The following is a 17,620-nucleotide window of genomic DNA, read 5'->3' on the forward strand; positions in this document are numbered from 1 at the left end:
GTAATGTCGAAAGTCAAGGAAGTTTTACCAACGTTCATGTTTTTTAATAAAGATGAAGCACGTACTATCGAAGCTATGGCCTCTCGCATCATACCTGGTGACCCGTTAAGCCCCGGTGCACGAGAGGCAGGAGCAGTAATTTATATCGATCGAGCACTAAGCGGCTATTATAGACATCTTCAAACATTCTATCGAAAATGTTTGTTAGAGCTTCGCCGTTACTGTGAAGAAAGATATGGAGGTCCCTTTGTTGAACTTGACGAAGAACACCAGGACAACGTGCTTAGTGAAATTGAGGGATTCATAATAAAAGAAGCTTCTGGTCCTCAAAGTCTATCCGATAAAATAAACGAGAATTCTAGTGTACTGGCACAATTCTTTGCTGTTGTACGTGAACATACATTTGAAGGAACCTTTTGTGACCCCCTTTATGGTGGAAACCGTAACGCCGTTGGCTGGAAGTTAATAGGATTCCCGGGTGCACAATGGGGCTATACTGCTGAGCAGATGCAATTAGGTTTCGATGCTACACAAATTGAGGTGTTAACTCTTGAAGATCTGCAAATAGAACGAAATCGTTCGACGGCAAAAGGGGTGAAACAATGACTCAGCGAATTGATGCTATTGTAGTAGGACTTGGTGCTGCAGGCGGAATCATAGCAACAGAACTTGCTCATGCTGGTTTGAAAGTGGTAGGACTTGAGAAGGGGGCATTTTACTCGGATGCGGATTTCCAATCTAAGTTTGATGAGATTCGCTATTATACCCGTAGTGCGATTGTGCCGCATATGGGAACTGATCCGATTACGTGGAGACCGAATAACGAGCAAGAGGCTGCTATTCTTCCTTGGGCTGCTAATAAACTTGGTTTAGGTGATCCTTTTCAGGTTCCGCCGTCAATTGGAACGGGAGGCGGTACCCAGTCTTGGGGTGCAGCTGCATTTCGATTTCGTGAGAAAGATTTTAATATGCGAAGCACGATTATAGAACGTTTTTCTGAGGCGGCGTTACCAGAAGATACAACAGTAGTCGACTGGCCTATAAGCTACAATGAGTTAGAGCCCTATTATGATCGGGTTGAATGGGAACTTGGGGTAGCGGGTAAAGCGGGTAATATTAATGGCGAAATTTTTAATGATGGTAACCCTTTTGAAGCGCCTCGCAGTCGAAATTACCCCATGCCTCCTTTAACTCGTGGGTCAACGGATAACCTTTTTGTAAAGACGTCTACTCGTCTAGGCTATCATCCATATCCTACTCCAACAGCAATTGCGACTGTTGATTATAAGGGCAGGCCTGCCTGTACGAATTGTGGATACTGTCACGGTTACCACTGCCACGTTGGTGCCAAGCTATCCACTAACGATTTGATTCGATCTGCCGCTGCAGAGACCGATAACCTTGAAGTACGTCCTCACGTTCGCGTTTTTAGAGTGAATCGCGATCCAAACGGTCGAGTCAAAGGGGTTTCCTATTTTGATTCTGAAGGAAAAATTATTGTTCTTGAAGCGGATATTGTAATTTTGGGCTGTTACGCCCTTGAAAACTCTAGATTACTTTTAGCCTCAGGAATTAATAGAAATGGCCAGGTTGGCAAGCATTTGATGATTCATAACTATGGTTGGTTCACTGGCATTCTACCAGAGTGGACGAATCCATTCATGGGATCACTTCAAGGAGGGTCTGTCCTGGATGATTTTACATCTGAATTGATCCCTGATAATGAGGATGGAATTCTTTGGGGATCTCCAATCAATACTTGGACCGGCGACATGCAGCCAATTGAGACTGTGCACAGCCTTCCTCCCCACGTTCCTCGTTGGGGAAAAGATTTTAAAGAGTGGATAAGTGAGAATTACAGGCGGCTTTTCAAAATGTACTCACAACATTCCACCTTACCATCCAATAAATTTTACTGTGACCTTGATCCAAAGATCAAGGATAAATTTGGACAACCGGCACTAAGAATTACCCATGATTGGACGGAATACGACCGTAAAGCAGTAGAATTTTTCATGAAGATTAAACGACAAATTGCACAGGAGATGGGTATGCTTGAGTGGTGGGAGGATTCACCGGCGCCAGCTTATCATATCACTGTTCATGATGTTGGTACTCACCGCATGGGGTGGGACCCAACTTCATCAGTAGTCAATCCATTCGGGGAAGTACACGAGTGCCAAGGACTATATGCAGTTGGTGGGGGACAGTTCCCTACCCTTCCTTCATACAACCCGACAGAGACTATTATGGCATTGGCGTACATGACCGCGGATTATCTTCTGGGGCGAGTTACGTCTAACAAGAAAGAAGAAGCATTCCAATAACATTGATTATCGTAACAATCATAAAACTCTAGTGAAAACGCAGCCTGCCCCTTAACAGGGGGAAGCTGCGTTTCTTAGTCATCGTTTAATCTTAAAGTGATTCAAAGTAACTTTTCTCTTCAATTTGATATTTCCGCATTTTTTGATAGAGCGTCGAACGGCTGACACCAAGCCTCGCTGCTGCAGCGCTCCGATTCCCCTCACTTTCCCGTAAAGCTTTTAAAATAAGCTCTTTCTCCGTAGCAGCGATGACATCGCGTTTATTGAGAGCAACAGTATCCGAAACAATGGAGTGCAAATCAACAGAATGCAAATCATCCGGTTTAGCTTGAATAGGTGCGCCCTGTTCTTCCGAGAGAAAAACGGATGGCAAATGGTGAGGCTCGATCCAATGGCCGCTTCCCAGATTGATTGCTCTCTCCAGGATGTTTTCGAGTTCCCTAACATTCCCTGGCCAACTATGCTTCTGCAGAGTTTTCAGTGCAGAATCGTTAATTCCCTGAACCTGTTTGCCAAGCATCCGGTTCAGCTTTTGGATTAAAAAATCGCACAGCAAGGGCAGATCCTCCTTCCGTTTCCGCAGCGGAGGAATCGATAGGGGAATGACATTGAGGCGGTAGTACAAATCCTCACGGAATTTTCCTTCCGCAATTAACTTCTCCAGTTGCTTGTTCGTGGCGGCAACTATTCTTACATTCACCTGTGTCGTGCGCGTATCTCCAATCCGTTCAAATGCGCGTTCCTGCAGAACACGCAGCAGTTTCGCCTGCAGTGAAAGCGGCATATCACCGATTTCATCAAGAAACAGCGTTCCGCCGTCTGCCATCTCAAATTTCCCAGGTTTTCCTCCTTTTCTTGCCCCGGTAAAAGCTCCATCAGCGTACCCGAAAAATTCAGATTCCAACAGTTCACCCGGAATGGCTGCACAGTTTACTTTCACAAAGTTTCCCGGCCTGCCGGAAATTTCGTGAATCGCCTGCGCGAACAATTCCTTGCCCGTTCCGCTTTCTCCTGTAATTAAGACGGTTGAGAAGCCCTGGGCAGCTAAATACGTTTGCTTTTTCAATGTTTCCATTTCCGGATTGATCGTAATGATTGAATCTAAAACGGTGCCTTTGGTGGTGGCCCGAAAGTATTCCCCACGATAGTATGTCAGTTCATTCTCTAAATGGTCAAGGCGCCGGAACAAATCTTTAAGGGAGTCCAGCTGGCGGAACATGACTTTAATGATAGCTCCAACGCTTTTTCCTTTTTGAATAATCGGCATGCATGTAACGATGCACTTGTTCCCTTTAATTTCACAAATGTCTCCGGTTTGCTCACTCTTCGTATCGAGTCTTTCAGGCGAAGCAAGCTCCGGCAGCGTGCTGGCCGCTTTCGTTCCTAATAAATCCTCGCGGGAGAGGCTGTACAACTCGAGCAAAGCATCGTTCACCATAGTCACCCGGTCCAGCTCATCCGTAATCACAATCCCGTCGTACGCGATTTCAAGGGCGCTTTCTAATGTACGTTCTAATTTTTTTGTTGTTTGCAATTCGTGCACCGTTTCTGTTCCAACCTGGGGAATGCATTCCGCAGGCCGTCCGAGAACGGCTTCGCGGGACAATTGAAACATGCGCTCTGCGGCAGAATTGAAAGTATGGATAAAAGAGTCGTTATCGATGCTGATGACCGCATCTTCGAGGTTTTCGATAAGAGAGGTTACGTGATTGGAGAGCCGTTTGTCTCCAAGTAAAAAGCCCTGGATTAAGTCCCCTTTGGCCATCACGCCAACAACCTTTTTGTTTTCATCAAGAACGACAGCATGGGCAACATTTGCTGCAATTAAAGTGTCCCGCGCGCTTTCTAAGGAGGTGTGATTCATAACGGTGGTTACATCATGGATCAAGTACGGAGCGATCGACGTATCGAGCGGGTGTCCGTTTAACAGCATCCGGTAGAGATTGTATTTTGTGATAATTCCTTCTAACTCTCCGTTACGATCAAGGATGCAGCCTATGTCCAGTCGATAGCTCAGGAAACCTTCGAGCGCGCAGCGAATCGTGCTTGTCGATTGGAGAGCGACGAAGTTATGCGTCATGCAATCTGCCACGTTTAACATAGTTCCTCCCTTTTTAAAGCAAATGTATAATTTTTCGGACAGTTGTCTACATTTTAACACTATTGTATTTATAATTTAATGAATTTTCAACAAATTAAGCGGCCGCATCTGGTATTATTCTGTGGGTTGTCATTGGTATGTTCTTTGCAGAATAAACAACCAAGAGAGTAAAAAGGAGGGTACCCATGAGCAAAGCGAATCAAAAACTGCTGGAAGAAATCGCCCGGGTAAAACGCGGGGGGCATGCAAAATATCATGAGAATCTGGAAGCGCAAAGCAAAATATTTGTTCGCAAAAGGCTGGAACTTCTATTTGATCCCGGCTCCGTTGTGGAGGACGGGTTGTTTGCCAATGTGCTCGACCCTGAGCTGCCGGCGGATGCGGTCGTAACCGGAATGGCAGCAATCGATGGCCGTCCGGTCTGCTTCATGGCAAGCGATTCTACAGTAAAAGCGGGATCATCCGGAGCGAAAACAGTTGAGAAACAGCTTCGCATTCAGGAAAAGGCCATGGAAATGAAAGTGCCGATTTTGTATTTAATCGATTCGGCAGGCGGGCGCATCACGGATCAAATCGAAGTGTTTCCAGGCCGCCGGCATGGGGGCCGGATTTTCTATAATCAGGTGCAGCTCTCAGGCATTGTGCCGCAGATTTGTATACTATTTGGCCCTTCTCCAGCCGGTTCTGCCTATATCCCTGCTTTTTGCGATGTAACCATCATGGTTGAAAACAATGCCAGTGCGTATTTAGGCTCCCCGCGAATGGTTGAGATGGCCATTGGGGAGAAGACGACCATGGAAAAAATGGGAGGAGCCCGGATGCACTGCAGCGTCAGCGGATTAGGGGACGTGCTCGTACAGTCGGAGGAAGAAGCAATTGATGCATGTAAACAGTATCTCAGTTATTTGCCGCAAAATTGGCAGGAAAAGCCAGCCGCGTCTGAACCGATGGAGCCGGAAGAAGGCCGTCTGCTATCAGAGATTATTCCGGAAAATCAAAATGTCCCGTTCGATATGCATGAACTCATTCAACGTGTCATTGATAAAGGTTCATGGTTTGAAATGAAAAAGCTGTGGGCGGAGGAACTTATTACCGGGTTTGCCCGTATCGGCGGGAGAGCGGTCGGAATTGTCGCCAATCAGTCCAAAGTCAAAGGTGGAACTCTTTTCGCTGATTCTGCCGATAAAGGAGCAAGGTTCATCTGGCTTTGCAATGCCTATAATGTTCCGCTTCTCTTCTTGAGTGATGTTCCCGGTTTTATGATTGGCACCCAGGTTGAAAGGCAGGGAATTATCCGGCACGGGGCGAAAATGATTTCGGCGTTATCGGAAGCGACCGTGCCGAAGCTGTCTGTTATTGTCCGTAAATGCTATGGCGCAGGGCTTTATGCAATGGCCGGCCCAGCTTTCGGGACGGACGCAACCATTGCCCTTCCCAGCGCCTCGATTGCGATTATGGGACCGGAAGCAGCGGTGAACGCAGTGTATTTCAATAAAATTATGCAGCTGCCGGAGGAGGACAGAGCCGCCTATATCGCTGAGAAGCGCCGTGAGTACGCAGAGGATATCGACATTTACCGGCTTGGGTCCGAGCTTATTATTGATAACATTGTTCCATTTGAAAGTTTGCGTTCGGAAGTGATTTCCCGTTTCACTATGTACCAGCATAAAAAGCCCGTCATCCAGCCAAGGCGAAACGCCGTTCATCCGGTGTAGAAAGGAAGTTGATTGAATGAGCAACCCATCGGTCCTTTATACGGTTCAGGAAGGCATTGCCAAAATCGCATTGAATTTGCCCGAGATGCGGAACCCTTTGACATCGGAGCTGGCCAATGAGCTGCTCTCTTTTCTGCAGGAGGCAGATAAAGATGATAGCATAAAGGCCATTATTTTAACCGGAAATGGAAGTACTTTCTGTGCGGGCGGAAATCTAAATGAATTTAAAGAAAACATGTCCAAAAGCGTTCCGGAACTATACTGGGAAGGACGGGAAAGCACGCGGTTGTTCGAACTCGGGGCAACCATTCGCACACCGCTAATTGCCTCGGTAAACGGTCCTGCCTTTGGCGGAGGATGCGGGCTTGTCGCCATGTGCCACATTGCCATTGCAACTGAACAGGCCAAATTCGGGACGACCGAACTGCGCCTTGGTTTGGTACCTTTTGTCATTCTTCCGTGGATCCGCCGTGCGGTTGGAGAAAGGAAGGCGATGGAAATGATGCTGACGGCAGACATCTTTTCCGCAGAAAAAGCGCTGGAAATCGGACTAATCCATCGTCTGACGACGGCTGAACGCCTGGAAGAGGATACATGGCAGCTGGCCAGGACGATTGCTTCGTACAGTCCGCTTGCCGTGAAACTCGGAATTGAAGCTTTTCGCTCCACGGAACAGAACGACGTAGCAACATCGCTGGCCCATCTTAACACATTGCGATTAGTATCGTTCAAAAGCCAGGACTTACAGGAAGGAGCTACTGCGTTTCTCGAAAAAAGGACGCCGGTTTGGGAGGGGAAATGAATGAAAAAGCTTCGGATTGGAGCAGCGCAGGGATTTTACGGTGATTCCATTCTCCCCGCTGTAGAAACAGCCAGGCACGGCGATGTTCAATATCTATGCTTTGACTGCCTTGCTGAACTGACGCTGGCTATTTTACAAAAAGACCGCCAAAAGGACCCTGCCAAAGGATATACACGGGACATTACCCTCTCAATGCAGAAGCTGCTTCCTTATGTGCAGGACAAAGGGATTAAGATTCTGACAAACGCAGGGGGGATGAACCCGGCCGGTGCCCAGCAAGAAGTCATGCGGATTGCTCATGAACTCGGCATGCAAGGATTAAAGGTGGCGGTTGTTACTGGAGATGATATTCTGGAGCGGCTGCCTAAATTCAGGCAGCAGGGCATTTCCCTCCAGCATATGGAGGACGGAAGAGACATTGATTCAATACTCGATCGGATTGTATTTGCCAATGCATACCTTGGTGTGGATGGAATCGTGGAAGCACTGCGGCAGGGAGCTGACATTGTCATTACGGGGCGAACAACCGATTCCGCTCAGTTTCTTGCGCCATTGGTATATGAATTTGGCTGGGGGCAGGAGGACTGGAACCGCCTGGCACAGGGTATTCTTATGGGTCATTTAATGGAGTGCTCAGGACAGGCGACAGGGGGCAATTTCAGCGGTAATTGGCAAGCGATCGAGGATTTTGAGCGGCTGGGCTTCCCGGTGGCAGAAATCAGGGAGGATGGCGAGTTTATTCTTACGAAAACAGTAGGGACAGGAGGGCTTGTTTCCATTGATACGGTGAAAGAACAGCTGCTGTATGAAATCCATGATCCTTCCGCCTACATGACACCGGATGTTGTGCTGAACATGACCGATGTCCGGCTTGAAGACACCGGGCCTAACCGGGTGCGTGTCACAGGAGCCCAGGGGGCGAAGCGCCCGGACAGGCTGAAGGTGGTGATGGGCTACTCGGACGGCTGGCTCGGCCAGGCAATGGCCGGCTATTCATGGCCGGACGCACTGGGCAAGGCGCAGGCGGCGGACCGAATTTTACGAAAACAAATGGAGCGGATAAAACTGCAGTACGACGAAATTCAAACAGACTACCTTGGCTACAATTCATTGCATGGACGGCTGGCAAGGGTCCCGGAAGAAGAGCTGAATGAAGTGTATTTGCGCATGGTGGTACGCACCCAGAGAAAGGAAGAAGCGGCTAAGCTCGGCAGGCTGTTTCCTCCGCTTGCGTTAAACGGCCCACCTTCGATGAGCGGATTTACCGGGATGATGCCTCCGCGGGAATTGCTTGGCATGTGGTCATGCCTCATTCCGCGCGAAGTGGTTGAAAGCAAGGTTCAGGTAAACGTATCGGAGGTGGAATAAATGGGCCGTACCCAGCTTCGCCGAATTGCCCAGGCACGTTCGGGAGACAAGGGAGATACGGTAAATATCGCCTTGTTTGCGCCAACGGACGCTTTGTATAGCGTGTTTGTCCGGGAGGTAACTCCTGAGCGGGTGAAGGCGCATTTTACCGGATTGGTGAAAGGAGAAGTAATACGTTATCTGGTGCCAAATGTGAAAGCGCTCAACTTCGTATGTAAAGAGGCACTAAATGGCGGCGGTTCTGCATCCATCCGAATGGATAATCTCGGCAAGTGCTATGCGTCCAACCTGCTGCGCATGGAAATTGAAGTAGAAACGGGGGAGGAGAAGTGACGAGAAGTCCGTTTTTTACACGTGAACATGAAGAATTGAGGAAAGCCATCCGAAAGTTTGTCGCAAAGGAAGTGACTCCTCATATTGACGAATGGGAAGAAAAAGGTGAGTTCCCGCTCGAAATCGTACGCCGGATGGGAGAATTGGGATTTCTCGGCCTGCGGTATCCCGTTGAAGTAGGCGGACAGGGCGGAGACTATTTCATGTCACTCATCCTTGCTGAGGAGCTTGCCCGCTGCGGGGCCGGCGGATTTCCAATGGCGATGGCAGTCCAGGTGGAGATGGCCACACCTCCTATTATGGAGTTCGGCACGAAAGACCAGCACGAGCGGTTTCTTCGTCCGGCCATCCGGGGGGATAAGCTCGCCGCTCTGGGTATTACTGAACCGAATCACGGGTCCGATGTCGCTTCTATTGAGACGCGGGCCGTCCGTGATGGAGACGAATGGGTCATAAACGGAAGCAAGACGTTTATCACAAACGGGCCGCGGGCTGATTTTGTCGTGCTTGTAACACGTACGTCTCCAGGTAAAGGATACAAAGGCATTAGCCTGTTCCTTGTGGAAACCGATCGGCCCGGGTTTTCGGTCAGCCGCAAGCTCGATAAAGTAGGGATGCGATCATCTGACACGGCTGAGCTAATTTTAGAAGACGTTCGGGTTCCACATGCGAACCTGCTTGGCGAAGAAGGAAAAGGATTCTATCATATCATGTGGGAACTTCAGGGGGAGCGTCTCATCGGTGCAGCCGGTGCGGTTGCCATCGCCCAGCATGCATATGAGATGGCGCTTGACTATGCAAAAAACCGGCAAGCGTTCGGCAGGCCAATCGGACAAAACCAGGCCGTAAGCCATCTGCTGGCAGAGATGGCCACCCGGATTGAAGCGGCCCGCCAGCTTACCTATGCCACCGCCTATCGATTCTCCAGAGGAGAGGTTCCTTCCAAAGAAATTTCCATGGCGAAGCTGGAAGGTGCCCGGGTGGCTTGCTGGGTAGCAGACCGGGCGCTGCAGATTTTCGGCGGCAGCGGATATATGGCGAAAAATCGGATTGAGCGAATTTGGCGGGATGTACGCCTGTACCGAATTGGCGGCGGTACAGACCAGGTGATGAAAGAAATTATCGCAAAGGAAATGGGCCTATAAGTAATCGAGCTGCAAAGGGGGGATAGGAATGGCGCATTGGTTATTCAATGAAGAGCATGAGATGTTCCGCAGGGCAGTCCGCAGTTTCGTTAAGAAAGAGATTTTGCCCTTTGTAGAGGAATGGGAAAGAGCGGAGGAATTCCCGCGTGAACTGTATCGCAGAATGGGGGAGCTGGGCTACTTCGGGATTAAGTTTCCGGAAGCGTATGGAGGCATGGAAGCGGACTTGATTGCGGAAGCCGTTCTCATAGAGGAACTGGCCAGGTGCGGGTCCGGCGGTGTCGCCGCAGGGCTTGGAGCACACTTTAGAATTGCTTTAACACCGATCTGGAAGTTTGGAAACGAGGACCAGAAGCGTACGTATTTAATGCCCGGCATTGCGGGAGAGAAAGTTGCCGCGCTCGGTATTACGGAAGCGGACGTCGATTCGGACGTGGCCGGAATTCGTACGACCACACGGAAAGATGGCAATGAATATGTACTGAATGGAAACAAGATGTTTATCACGAATGGCGTCATGGCTGATTTTGTCGTGGTGGCTGCGAAAACAGATCCTGCGGCAAATCATAAAGGGATCAGCCTGTTTATTGTAGAGAGGGGATCTCCTGGTTTTTTGGTCGGTAAAAAGCTGAAAAAGCTTGGGTGGCGCAGTTCAGATACTGCCGAGCTTATCCTTGATGAAGTCCGTGTACCTGCTGCCAATCTTATTGGCGAAGAAAATAAAGGGTTCTACTATATTATGCAAAACTTCCAGTGGGAACGGATTTGCATGGCCCTGCAATCGGTCGCCCTGGCAGAACTTGCGCTGGAACAGGCCATTCGTTATGCGGGGGAACGCACCCAGTTCGGCCAGCCGATTCAAAAGTTTCAAGTCATTCAGCACATGCTCGTCGATATGGCGGTTAACATTGAAAAGGCCCGTCAGCTCACCTATCATGCTTTGTATTTATTTATGAACGGTGAAGATGCGCTTACCGAAACGGCGATGGCGAAGGCACTGGCCGGAGAGATGGTAAGGGAAGTAACGGATGCTGCGGTACAGATTCATGGCGGTAATGGCTATATGATGGAGTTTCCGGTGCAACGGTATTGGCGGGACGCACGGCTGCAGTCGATTGGCGGGGGAACAACTCAAATCATGAACAAAATGATTGTGAAACAGCTTGGCTTAGCGGGTAACTAACCTTATAAAGGGGGATGTCAAATGTTTTCTAAATTTTTAGAGAGTTACGAAGTGGGCGAGACATGGGTTTCCAGGGGACGAACGATAACGGAGGCCGATCTGGTTAATTTCTCTGCTTTCAGCGGTGATTGGTATCCCCTTCATACCGACAAGGAATATGCTGCAAGCACCCCGTTTAAACAGCGGATCGCGCACGGAATGCTCGTTCTTTCTGTTGGAACGGGGCTCATGCGTTTTGAACCGAATGTGATTGTCGCTTTTTATGGAATGGAAAATGTGCGGTTTGTGAACCCGACCTTTATCGGAGATACCATCCATGTAGAGATGAAAATTACGGACATTGAGCAAAAAGCCGGCGGGCGCGGCGTAATTACTGCTTTAAAAGAAATCAAGAAGCATAGCGGCGAAACTGTGGTAGCTGCCGTTATGAAAGTTATGATAAACAAAGGCGGGGTATAGTTTTACCTTAATGGTTGAGATGAATAGACAGGGAGGGATCGTGGATGTTTAGGTCGGCAGAAGGGATTAGAAGACTGGCGATTGGCGATATTATTCAGCGGAATGCCCGGCGTTACCCGGATAGAATCGCTATCGTAGACGGTGAGAAGCACATTTCATTTAGCGAGATGGAGAACATTTGCAACCAATTTGCCCATTTCCTCTTAGAGCAAGGGTTAAAAAAAGGGGATCGTGTAGCGTGTGTGTGCCAGAACTCTGCTGAATTCCTCTTTGTAATGTACGGGATTGCGAAGGCCGGGCTCGTGTGGGTACCTATTACTCCGGTGCTTGCGCCGGCGGATATTGAGTATATTATTGACCATTCTGATGCAAGGGCCCTAGTTGTAGATGATGTCCTCTATCCTCATGTTGCTGCTTTGCTCCCTTCCCTTAGCCAGGTAGAGACAGTCGTTACGATTCCGCTTTCGGGAGCGGATCTTCCAGGATCTACGCTCTCTTTCCCTAATGCGATAACAGGCCATCCTGTCCATGAACCGGATGCAGACATTCATTCTGACGATCTCATCTCAATTATGTATACAAGCGGTACCACAGGCAGGCCCAAAGGTGTCATGCATGACCATGTATCCGTATATGTAGCTGCGTTAGGCAATATTATTGAAGGTGAAATGACGAAAGACGATGTGGTAACGTGCATGCTGCCGCTCTTTCATTGTGCCCAGCATGTCGTGACCATGTCAGCGCTTGCTGTTGGAGCTGCTTCTGTTGTTTTGCGGGGTTTTGACCCGACGGCCTTTTTTACTGCGGTTGATAAGGAAAAAATATCTTGGATGGTTGGACTGCCGATTATGTATAAGACCATGCTGGATCATCCAGAAGCGGGCAACTATGACCTTTCTTCTTTACGATACTGTTTATACGCAATGGCAGCAATGGATGAAGGGACGCTGCGAAGGGCGATTGACCGTTTCGGTGCTCGTTTTGCGCTGGGAACCGGGCAAACCGAGGTGTATCCTTCAACAATGTATTTTAAGCCGGAGGAACAATTGCGCCGGTTTGGCCCGTATTGGGGAATTTCATCCTTAACGGTAGATACAGCGCTCATGGACGACGAAGGAAATTTACTTTCCCAGGGTCAGATAGGTGAAATTGTGCACCAGGGGCCGAACGTGATGAAAGGGTACTGGAAGAATGAACAGGCAACAGAACAAGTCCAAACATTCGGCTGGCACCATACAGGTGATCTTGGCGTATTTGATCCGGATGGGCAGCTCATTTTTATTGGCCGTAAAAAAGATATGATTAAAACCGGTGGTGAAAATGTTCCGGCCGGTAAGGTGGAAAATGTGATTTTAAACGACTCCCGGGTTGCGAATGCTGCGGTTGTTGGATTGCCGCATGAGCATTGGGGTGAAGCGGTTACCGCGTTTGTCATTCCAAAACCGGGGACCTTACTCACCGGTGAAGAAATTATCAATGGCTGCAAGAAAGAGCTTGCTGGATTCGAGATACCTAAAGCCGTTGTGATTCTAAATCAGTTTCCGATGACGGCGACCGGAAAAATACAAAAGCATGTTCTTAAGGAAACGTATGTAAAATACTATGCGGCAATGGAGACATAAAGCAAGCGGAAGTTTACTTGGATATGGGAGGGAAGCACTATGGATGTTGGATATATAACAAGACGCAATGCTCAGGATCTGAAAACTGTTGAGCCCTCCAGATGTGCATTAAAGCTGGAGAGCGAAGCATCATGGACGTATGGCGACCTGCATCGCATTTCCAACGCATACGGGAATGCCTTGCTTGCATTAGGAGTCAAAAAAGGGGATCGGGTAGGGATTTTGCTGTATAACTGTTTGGAGTATTGGGCGCTTTATTTTGCGGCGGCGAAAATCGGGGCGATCGCTGTACGCCTGAATTTCCGCCTTTCCAGTCAGGAGTTTGAATATGCGCTGAACGACTCTGAAACAAGGGTGCTTTGTTTCCATTCCAGTATAGCTGATCGAATTGATCCGATACGAAATTCGATCCAGGTTGAGGACTATATTTGCTTGCCGTATGAAAATCACCCATCTCCGGAATGGTCCTTGCCCTGGGAAGTGTTAGCTGACGGCAGCACAGCAGAAATCACGGAGATAAAGATTGAACCGTCCGATCCTGTGATGCTCATGTACACCTCCGGTACGACAGGCCGGCCTAAAGGGGCGTTATGGACGCATGCAAATACGCTCTGGTTTTGCGCCATGCAGGTCATGAAATGGAATTTGAATGCTGAAACGGTTTCGATGTCGGCCGGTCCTCTCTATCATGTTGGGGCAATGGAAGATGTAACACTGCCGACTCTTCTTGCGGGAGGCACCGTAGTGGTGGTTAAAAGCGGGGGCTTCAGTATTGACCGTATTATAAACGTAATGGAGAAAGAAAATGTCTCTGACTGCCTTCTCTTTCCCTTCATGGTCTATGAGATGCTGAACTCTCCTCAGTTAGTTGATTCTAAACTATCAAAAGTGCATCGTATTATCTCTGGAGGAGACCCTATTATTCCCTGGGCTATTGAAAAGTTAACCGAACGTTTTCCTCATATAGGACTCGTTCAAATCTATGGCTTAACAGAAGGAACTCCGATTGCCGCTTCCCTCGATCCTGGCGATGCCAGGAAAAAACCCCATACGGTCGGGAAACCGATGCCGCTGGTGGAAATAAAAGTAGTGGGTGAAGAGGGGCAGATGGTAGGTGTTGGAGAGATAGGGGAAATCTGTATCAAAAGTCCATCTGTGTCTAAAGAATACTGGCGTAAACCGGAGGCGACAGCGGCGACGTTTGTTGACGGATGGTGCCATACGGGTGATCTGGGCAAATTCGATTCAGACGGATATTTAAGTATCGCGGGCCGAAAGAAAGATATGATTCGAAGCGGGGGAGAGAATATTTATCCGGTGGAGATTGAGGATGTTTTAATTCGCCATCCTTCTGTAGCGGATGTAGCGGTCATTGGCATTCCGGATCCGAAATATATAGAAAGTGTTTGCGCGGTCATTGTTCCGAAAAAGGGTGCCCAAATAACGGAGGCAGAAATTATACATTTCGCCGCTGAACAGTTGGCAAGTTATAAAAAACCCCGTAAAGTCGTATTCATAAATGAAATTCCACGAACACCATCCGGGAAAATCCAAAAATATGTTTTAAAAGAAGCACATCAAAGTAACTCGATTAGTAATAACTGAGCAAGTTCCTTTTCGGAGCTTGCTTTTTTGTGAGATAATTAAGAATAAAAAGCGACCGATATCCGCCACCTCTCAACATTGTGTAGATGGGGGCGGATATCAATAATGTATTTAACTATTTTCAGAAAAAGTGTCCCGTTCTACCTTGCATACTCGCGTTGTGAAATTTTTGTACCAGTCTGTCTTCCCTTTTTCCTGTACTACCTTATGTAATGAAAGCTCCTTGTATTCTAGTTTAATGGGATTTTCACCTCTAAATCTTTAAAATAGTGAACATGATTCATCGAGTAAGTGAAAACTTTTAATTTCTCTTTGTTCTCTATTTTGGGATAATCACGAATAAAAGAGTAGCGGCCGTTTTGAACGCCAACCAAGTGCGGGCCTTTTGCATCGTCTGTAAGTTTCTCACCTTTTTCATTCATAAGCCAGATTACACCCGCCTGATCGTAAGGGTTATCTCCGATTACATCATAATATAAGACTGTGCGATCTTCTAAGAAGTCGATGCGATGAATCGTAAAGGAGCCGATCTCTCCCTGTTGAATTGTTTGTGGAAGCTGATTCTGCAGGGGTGTAATAATATCACCGTTTTTATACCCGTCCGTATAAGGCCGCAATACAAGAAATTTTGTCGTTCCTTTGGCTGGTGTAAACAGGTAACGGTTTTGAAATATAGATGTTTTATCGTCAGATTCTTCACTGCTAAATCCTCCGCCTTCTAACATGAGTAGTGGGGCACCATGATCATCTGTTACTTGATAAAACATATTAGTCACAGCATTTGGAGGGCTTACCGTTTGAAATTGGATATCAGTCCCCCGAGGAGATAAGCTGACAGATTGAACAGTTAATGTTACGTCTTTACTCTTCTTGGCTAACATTGGGTTTAGCACTTTAGTTGAAGTTTTGATTTTCTGAATCGGAAGTTCAAACTTCCATTCTCCTTTTTTATCTCCAATTTGCGTAACCTTCATTGAAAGATTGAAATGATCAGGTAAAGCATTTTCTTCTAACCATGTTAAATTCCATACCCCCCGAATCTGATTTTCATTTGTCTTATCCATCCCGGATTGTTGTTGATCCCACCCCGGCACATCCATACGAAATCTTGGCTTACTAAAATCTAATAGAGGAAGTCCGTCAGGGGAGTATTCTTTATATCCTATGGATAACCTCGTGCCGTCAAAAAGAATATCTGTAATCGTTAGTGTGATCCCCTGATCTGTAGCTTTCTGAGTAACTGGAGTGCTTAACCCTAACTTGTTAGCTTCTTTTAATCCGGGATCTCCGTATGTTTCAAAAATATGGCTTAAAATAGGAACTTTCTTTAGTGTTTCCGCCATGGTCGGAGAGAAGAAGCCCGATCCTATAATGCAAAGGGATACGACTGCAGCGGAAGATACCCCATACATCCATTTCTTTTGATGCTTTGTTTTTCCTTTGGCTGTTTTTGTTTCCACTGGGTGTTGATTCGGCGAAACTTCAATATGCCGGTCCATTTTACCTTTTTGAATCGCCTGTTCGATAGCTAGATCCAGCCGTTTGGGGACTTCCGCTTCATGTAGGGAGTCAGCCCATTTTTTGAGCTCATTATCCATTTATGCATTCCTCCTTTAAATCCATTCGAAGTGTTTGGAGTGCTCTATGCAATCGAGTTTTCACCGTACCAACAGGGCAATTCAATATTTCAGCGATTTGTTCATGTGTTAAATCCTGGAAATATTTAAGAATGACTACCGTCTTATATTTCTCGTCAAGCTTTTGGATCGAATCATGTAATTCCTCATTTTCGAATCCGTCTTGCAAAGAAGTTGTACGGGAATCAGATATGTCTGCAAAGGGAATCACCCTTTTCTTGTTTCTTATGTAATCTATGGCACAGTTGATTAAAATTCGCGTTAACCATGTCTTAAAATAGGCAGGCTCCTTTAAACGGTTTATGGATAAATAAGCTTTATAAACCGTCGTTTGCACAATTTCGATCGCGTCATCTTCGTTTCTAACATAAGCCAAAGCCGTTCGATATAACAAAGACTTATACTGATCTATCAGGTGATTAAACGCATCATCATCGCCCTGTTGGGCACGAATGATGTGGTCCATAAAATTCCCCTCCTTTGTCTGTTTCGTATATTAGACTGTAAAGTTCTGATTTTGGTTTTTTAAAACGGGGAATTCGGTGAAACGTTTTTTGTTCCCTCCTCGTCTATTAAAAGCTTAAGAAAAACGAGGAGGAAATGACATGAAAAAAAGCAAACTAGTTTTAGCAGGAATAATAGGGGTTTCTACGGTGCTTGTTTCGTCTCTGCCAACCGTTATGGCAATAAATCAGCCAATGGCTAGTAAAGCAGCAAGTATGTCGGCGGAAACCATCATTAAACAAGCGATTGAGAAAAATAAAAGCTTATCAAATATTATGATAGAAGCAACGCGAACAAAAGCTAAAAATAACAAAGTGTATGAAATCGAAAAGTGGAAATGCTGGGAGCAGTTAAGCGGGAGTGAAAGAAAGGTAGAGAAAAGGCACATTGAAAGAAAAAATAATAAATATGGGAACCCCATCCAGGTTCAGGATAGAAAAACAGTACAGAGTTATAGAGAGGGCGGGAAAACAGCAACGATAGAGCAGTTTCATCAAGAGGCGCATTGGATTGATAAAGCTACCGGTGTAACTGTTAAATGTATAGAAGCAGGCAAAGGAAATGCATTTGAATACGTTGTTACAAAGCTTATTGCCAATTCCAAGTTCCCCAAAGATATATTTACCTTAAAACTGCCAAAGGGAGTTAAAACCCAGCAGGTTGGTAAAGTATAAAAAAGTTACATACTCAACAAAGCGCAATCAAAGAAACCAGTCTGGATCCAGGCTGGTTTCTTTTTACTTAGAAATTAACATAGTGACAAAATAAATTGAATTCTATATAATATTCTTAAAATAGAAAAGGTTTCCGCAATATGGA

The 17,620-nt window shown here is 46.9% G+C and carries 15 protein-coding genes; 12 read left to right on the forward strand and 3 right to left on the reverse strand.

Features of this window, described 5'->3' with window-relative positions; translation table 11 throughout:
* The first annotated feature begins 3 nt into the window (after positions 1-3).
* Positions 4-606, forward strand: coding sequence for a gluconate 2-dehydrogenase subunit 3 family protein (locus MBEAL2_RS05345; protein WP_047151299.1), 603 nt, complete (start codon positions 4-6; stop codon positions 604-606).
* Positions 603-2,327, forward strand: a complete 1,725-nt coding sequence (locus MBEAL2_RS05350; RefSeq protein WP_047151300.1) for a GMC family oxidoreductase — start codon at positions 603-605, stop codon at positions 2,325-2,327. Before MBEAL2_RS05345 ends, MBEAL2_RS05350 begins: the two co-directional genes overlap by 4 nt.
* 91 nt (positions 2,328-2,418) lie before the next feature.
* Here MBEAL2_RS05350 and MBEAL2_RS05355 read toward each other — a convergent pair whose 3' ends face one another.
* Positions 2,419-4,428 carry a sigma-54-dependent Fis family transcriptional regulator gene (locus MBEAL2_RS05355; protein WP_052947499.1) on the reverse strand — a complete coding sequence of 670 codons (2,010 nt, stop codon included), beginning with the start codon at positions 4,426-4,428 and terminating at the stop codon, positions 2,419-2,421.
* Between the two features lie 185 nt (positions 4,429-4,613).
* Between MBEAL2_RS05355 and MBEAL2_RS05360 the strand changes: the two genes are divergently transcribed.
* From MBEAL2_RS05360 to MBEAL2_RS05400, 9 genes are read left to right on the forward strand one after another with little or no spacing between them, the layout of a single operon-like run.
* A complete protein-coding gene (locus MBEAL2_RS05360; RefSeq protein ID WP_047151301.1) occupies positions 4,614-6,143 on the forward strand; it encodes an acyl-CoA carboxylase subunit beta in 1,530 nt (509 codons plus the stop codon).
* Positions 6,144-6,159: 16 nt separating this feature from the next.
* The gene (locus MBEAL2_RS05365) at positions 6,160-6,945 is read left to right on the forward strand and encodes an enoyl-CoA hydratase/isomerase family protein (protein ID WP_047151302.1); all 786 of its coding nucleotides are present in this window, start codon (positions 6,160-6,162) and stop codon (positions 6,943-6,945) included.
* Entirely contained in the window at positions 6,946-8,313 is a 1,368-nt protein-coding gene (locus MBEAL2_RS05370; protein ID WP_047151303.1) for an acyclic terpene utilization AtuA family protein, read from the forward strand. It abuts the gene before it with no gap.
* The gene (locus tag MBEAL2_RS05375; protein ID WP_047151304.1) at positions 8,314-8,646 is read left to right on the forward strand and encodes an AtuA-related protein; all 333 of its coding nucleotides are present in this window, start codon (positions 8,314-8,316) and stop codon (positions 8,644-8,646) included.
* Complete coding sequence (locus MBEAL2_RS05380; protein WP_047151305.1) at positions 8,643-9,791, forward strand: acyl-CoA dehydrogenase family protein; 1,149 nt, start codon at positions 8,643-8,645, stop codon at positions 9,789-9,791. Before MBEAL2_RS05375 ends, MBEAL2_RS05380 begins: the two co-directional genes overlap by 4 nt.
* A gap of 28 nt (positions 9,792-9,819) precedes the next feature.
* Positions 9,820-10,974 (forward strand): acyl-CoA dehydrogenase family protein, encoded by a 1,155-nt coding sequence (locus MBEAL2_RS05385; protein ID WP_047151306.1) that lies wholly within the window; start codon positions 9,820-9,822, stop codon positions 10,972-10,974.
* 21 nt (positions 10,975-10,995) lie between these two features.
* Positions 10,996-11,433: a MaoC/PaaZ C-terminal domain-containing protein gene (locus tag MBEAL2_RS05390; protein WP_047151307.1), complete on the forward strand. Its 438-nt coding sequence runs from the start codon at positions 10,996-10,998 to the stop codon at positions 11,431-11,433.
* A gap of 44 nt (positions 11,434-11,477) precedes the next feature.
* On the forward strand, positions 11,478-13,055 hold the full coding sequence (locus MBEAL2_RS05395; protein ID WP_047151308.1) for an AMP-binding protein: 1,578 nt from the start codon (positions 11,478-11,480) through the stop codon (positions 13,053-13,055).
* Positions 13,056-13,094: 39 nt separating this feature from the next.
* Positions 13,095-14,660 (forward strand): class I adenylate-forming enzyme family protein, encoded by a 1,566-nt coding sequence (locus MBEAL2_RS05400; RefSeq protein WP_047151309.1) that lies wholly within the window; start codon positions 13,095-13,097, stop codon positions 14,658-14,660.
* 230 nt (positions 14,661-14,890) lie between these two features.
* Here MBEAL2_RS05400 and MBEAL2_RS28910 read toward each other — a convergent pair whose 3' ends face one another.
* Both MBEAL2_RS28910 and MBEAL2_RS05410 read right to left on the reverse strand, forming a co-directional pair.
* Positions 14,891-16,258 (reverse strand): DUF4179 domain-containing protein, encoded by a 1,368-nt coding sequence (locus MBEAL2_RS28910; RefSeq protein WP_052947500.1) that lies wholly within the window; start codon positions 16,256-16,258, stop codon positions 14,891-14,893.
* Positions 16,251-16,763 carry a sigma-70 family RNA polymerase sigma factor gene (locus MBEAL2_RS05410; protein WP_047151310.1) on the reverse strand — a complete coding sequence of 171 codons (513 nt, stop codon included), beginning with the start codon at positions 16,761-16,763 and terminating at the stop codon, positions 16,251-16,253. Before MBEAL2_RS05410 ends, MBEAL2_RS28910 begins: the two co-directional genes overlap by 8 nt.
* Before the next feature lie 139 nt (positions 16,764-16,902).
* On the opposite strand from MBEAL2_RS05410, the gene MBEAL2_RS05415 reads away from it, so the two are divergent.
* Positions 16,903-17,475 (forward strand): hypothetical protein, encoded by a 573-nt coding sequence (locus tag MBEAL2_RS05415; protein WP_047151311.1) that lies wholly within the window; start codon positions 16,903-16,905, stop codon positions 17,473-17,475.
* Positions 17,476-17,620: the final 145 nt, after the last annotated feature.

This window comes from Aneurinibacillus tyrosinisolvens (assembly GCF_001015055.1).
Taxonomy (GTDB): domain Bacteria; phylum Bacillota; class Bacilli; order Aneurinibacillales; family Aneurinibacillaceae; genus Aneurinibacillus_A; species Aneurinibacillus_A tyrosinisolvens.

Coding starts and splice junctions, on each gene's coding strand:
- MBEAL2_RS05345 (WP_047151299.1), top strand. CDS start 4: ATGTCGAAAGTCAAGGAAGTTTTACCAACGTTCATGTTTTTTAATAAA.
- MBEAL2_RS05350 (WP_047151300.1), top strand. CDS start 603: ATGACTCAGCGAATTGATGCTATTGTAGTAGGACTTGGTGCTGCAGGC.
- MBEAL2_RS05355 (WP_052947499.1), bottom strand. CDS start 4,428: ATGTTAAACGTGGCAGATTGCATGACGCATAACTTCGTCGCTCTCCAA.
- MBEAL2_RS05360 (WP_047151301.1), top strand. CDS start 4,614: ATGAGCAAAGCGAATCAAAAACTGCTGGAAGAAATCGCCCGGGTAAAA.
- MBEAL2_RS05365 (WP_047151302.1), top strand. CDS start 6,160: ATGAGCAACCCATCGGTCCTTTATACGGTTCAGGAAGGCATTGCCAAA.
- MBEAL2_RS05370 (WP_047151303.1), top strand. CDS start 6,946: ATGAAAAAGCTTCGGATTGGAGCAGCGCAGGGATTTTACGGTGATTCC.
- MBEAL2_RS05375 (WP_047151304.1), top strand. CDS start 8,314: ATGGGCCGTACCCAGCTTCGCCGAATTGCCCAGGCACGTTCGGGAGAC.
- MBEAL2_RS05385 (WP_047151306.1), top strand. CDS start 9,820: ATGGCGCATTGGTTATTCAATGAAGAGCATGAGATGTTCCGCAGGGCA.
- MBEAL2_RS05390 (WP_047151307.1), top strand. CDS start 10,996: ATGTTTTCTAAATTTTTAGAGAGTTACGAAGTGGGCGAGACATGGGTT.
- MBEAL2_RS05395 (WP_047151308.1), top strand. CDS start 11,478: ATGTTTAGGTCGGCAGAAGGGATTAGAAGACTGGCGATTGGCGATATT.
- MBEAL2_RS05400 (WP_047151309.1), top strand. CDS start 13,095: ATGGATGTTGGATATATAACAAGACGCAATGCTCAGGATCTGAAAACT.
- MBEAL2_RS28910 (WP_052947500.1), bottom strand. CDS start 16,258: ATGGATAATGAGCTCAAAAAATGGGCTGACTCCCTACATGAAGCGGAA.
- MBEAL2_RS05410 (WP_047151310.1), bottom strand. CDS start 16,763: ATGGACCACATCATTCGTGCCCAACAGGGCGATGATGATGCGTTTAAT.
- MBEAL2_RS05415 (WP_047151311.1), top strand. CDS start 16,903: ATGAAAAAAAGCAAACTAGTTTTAGCAGGAATAATAGGGGTTTCTACG.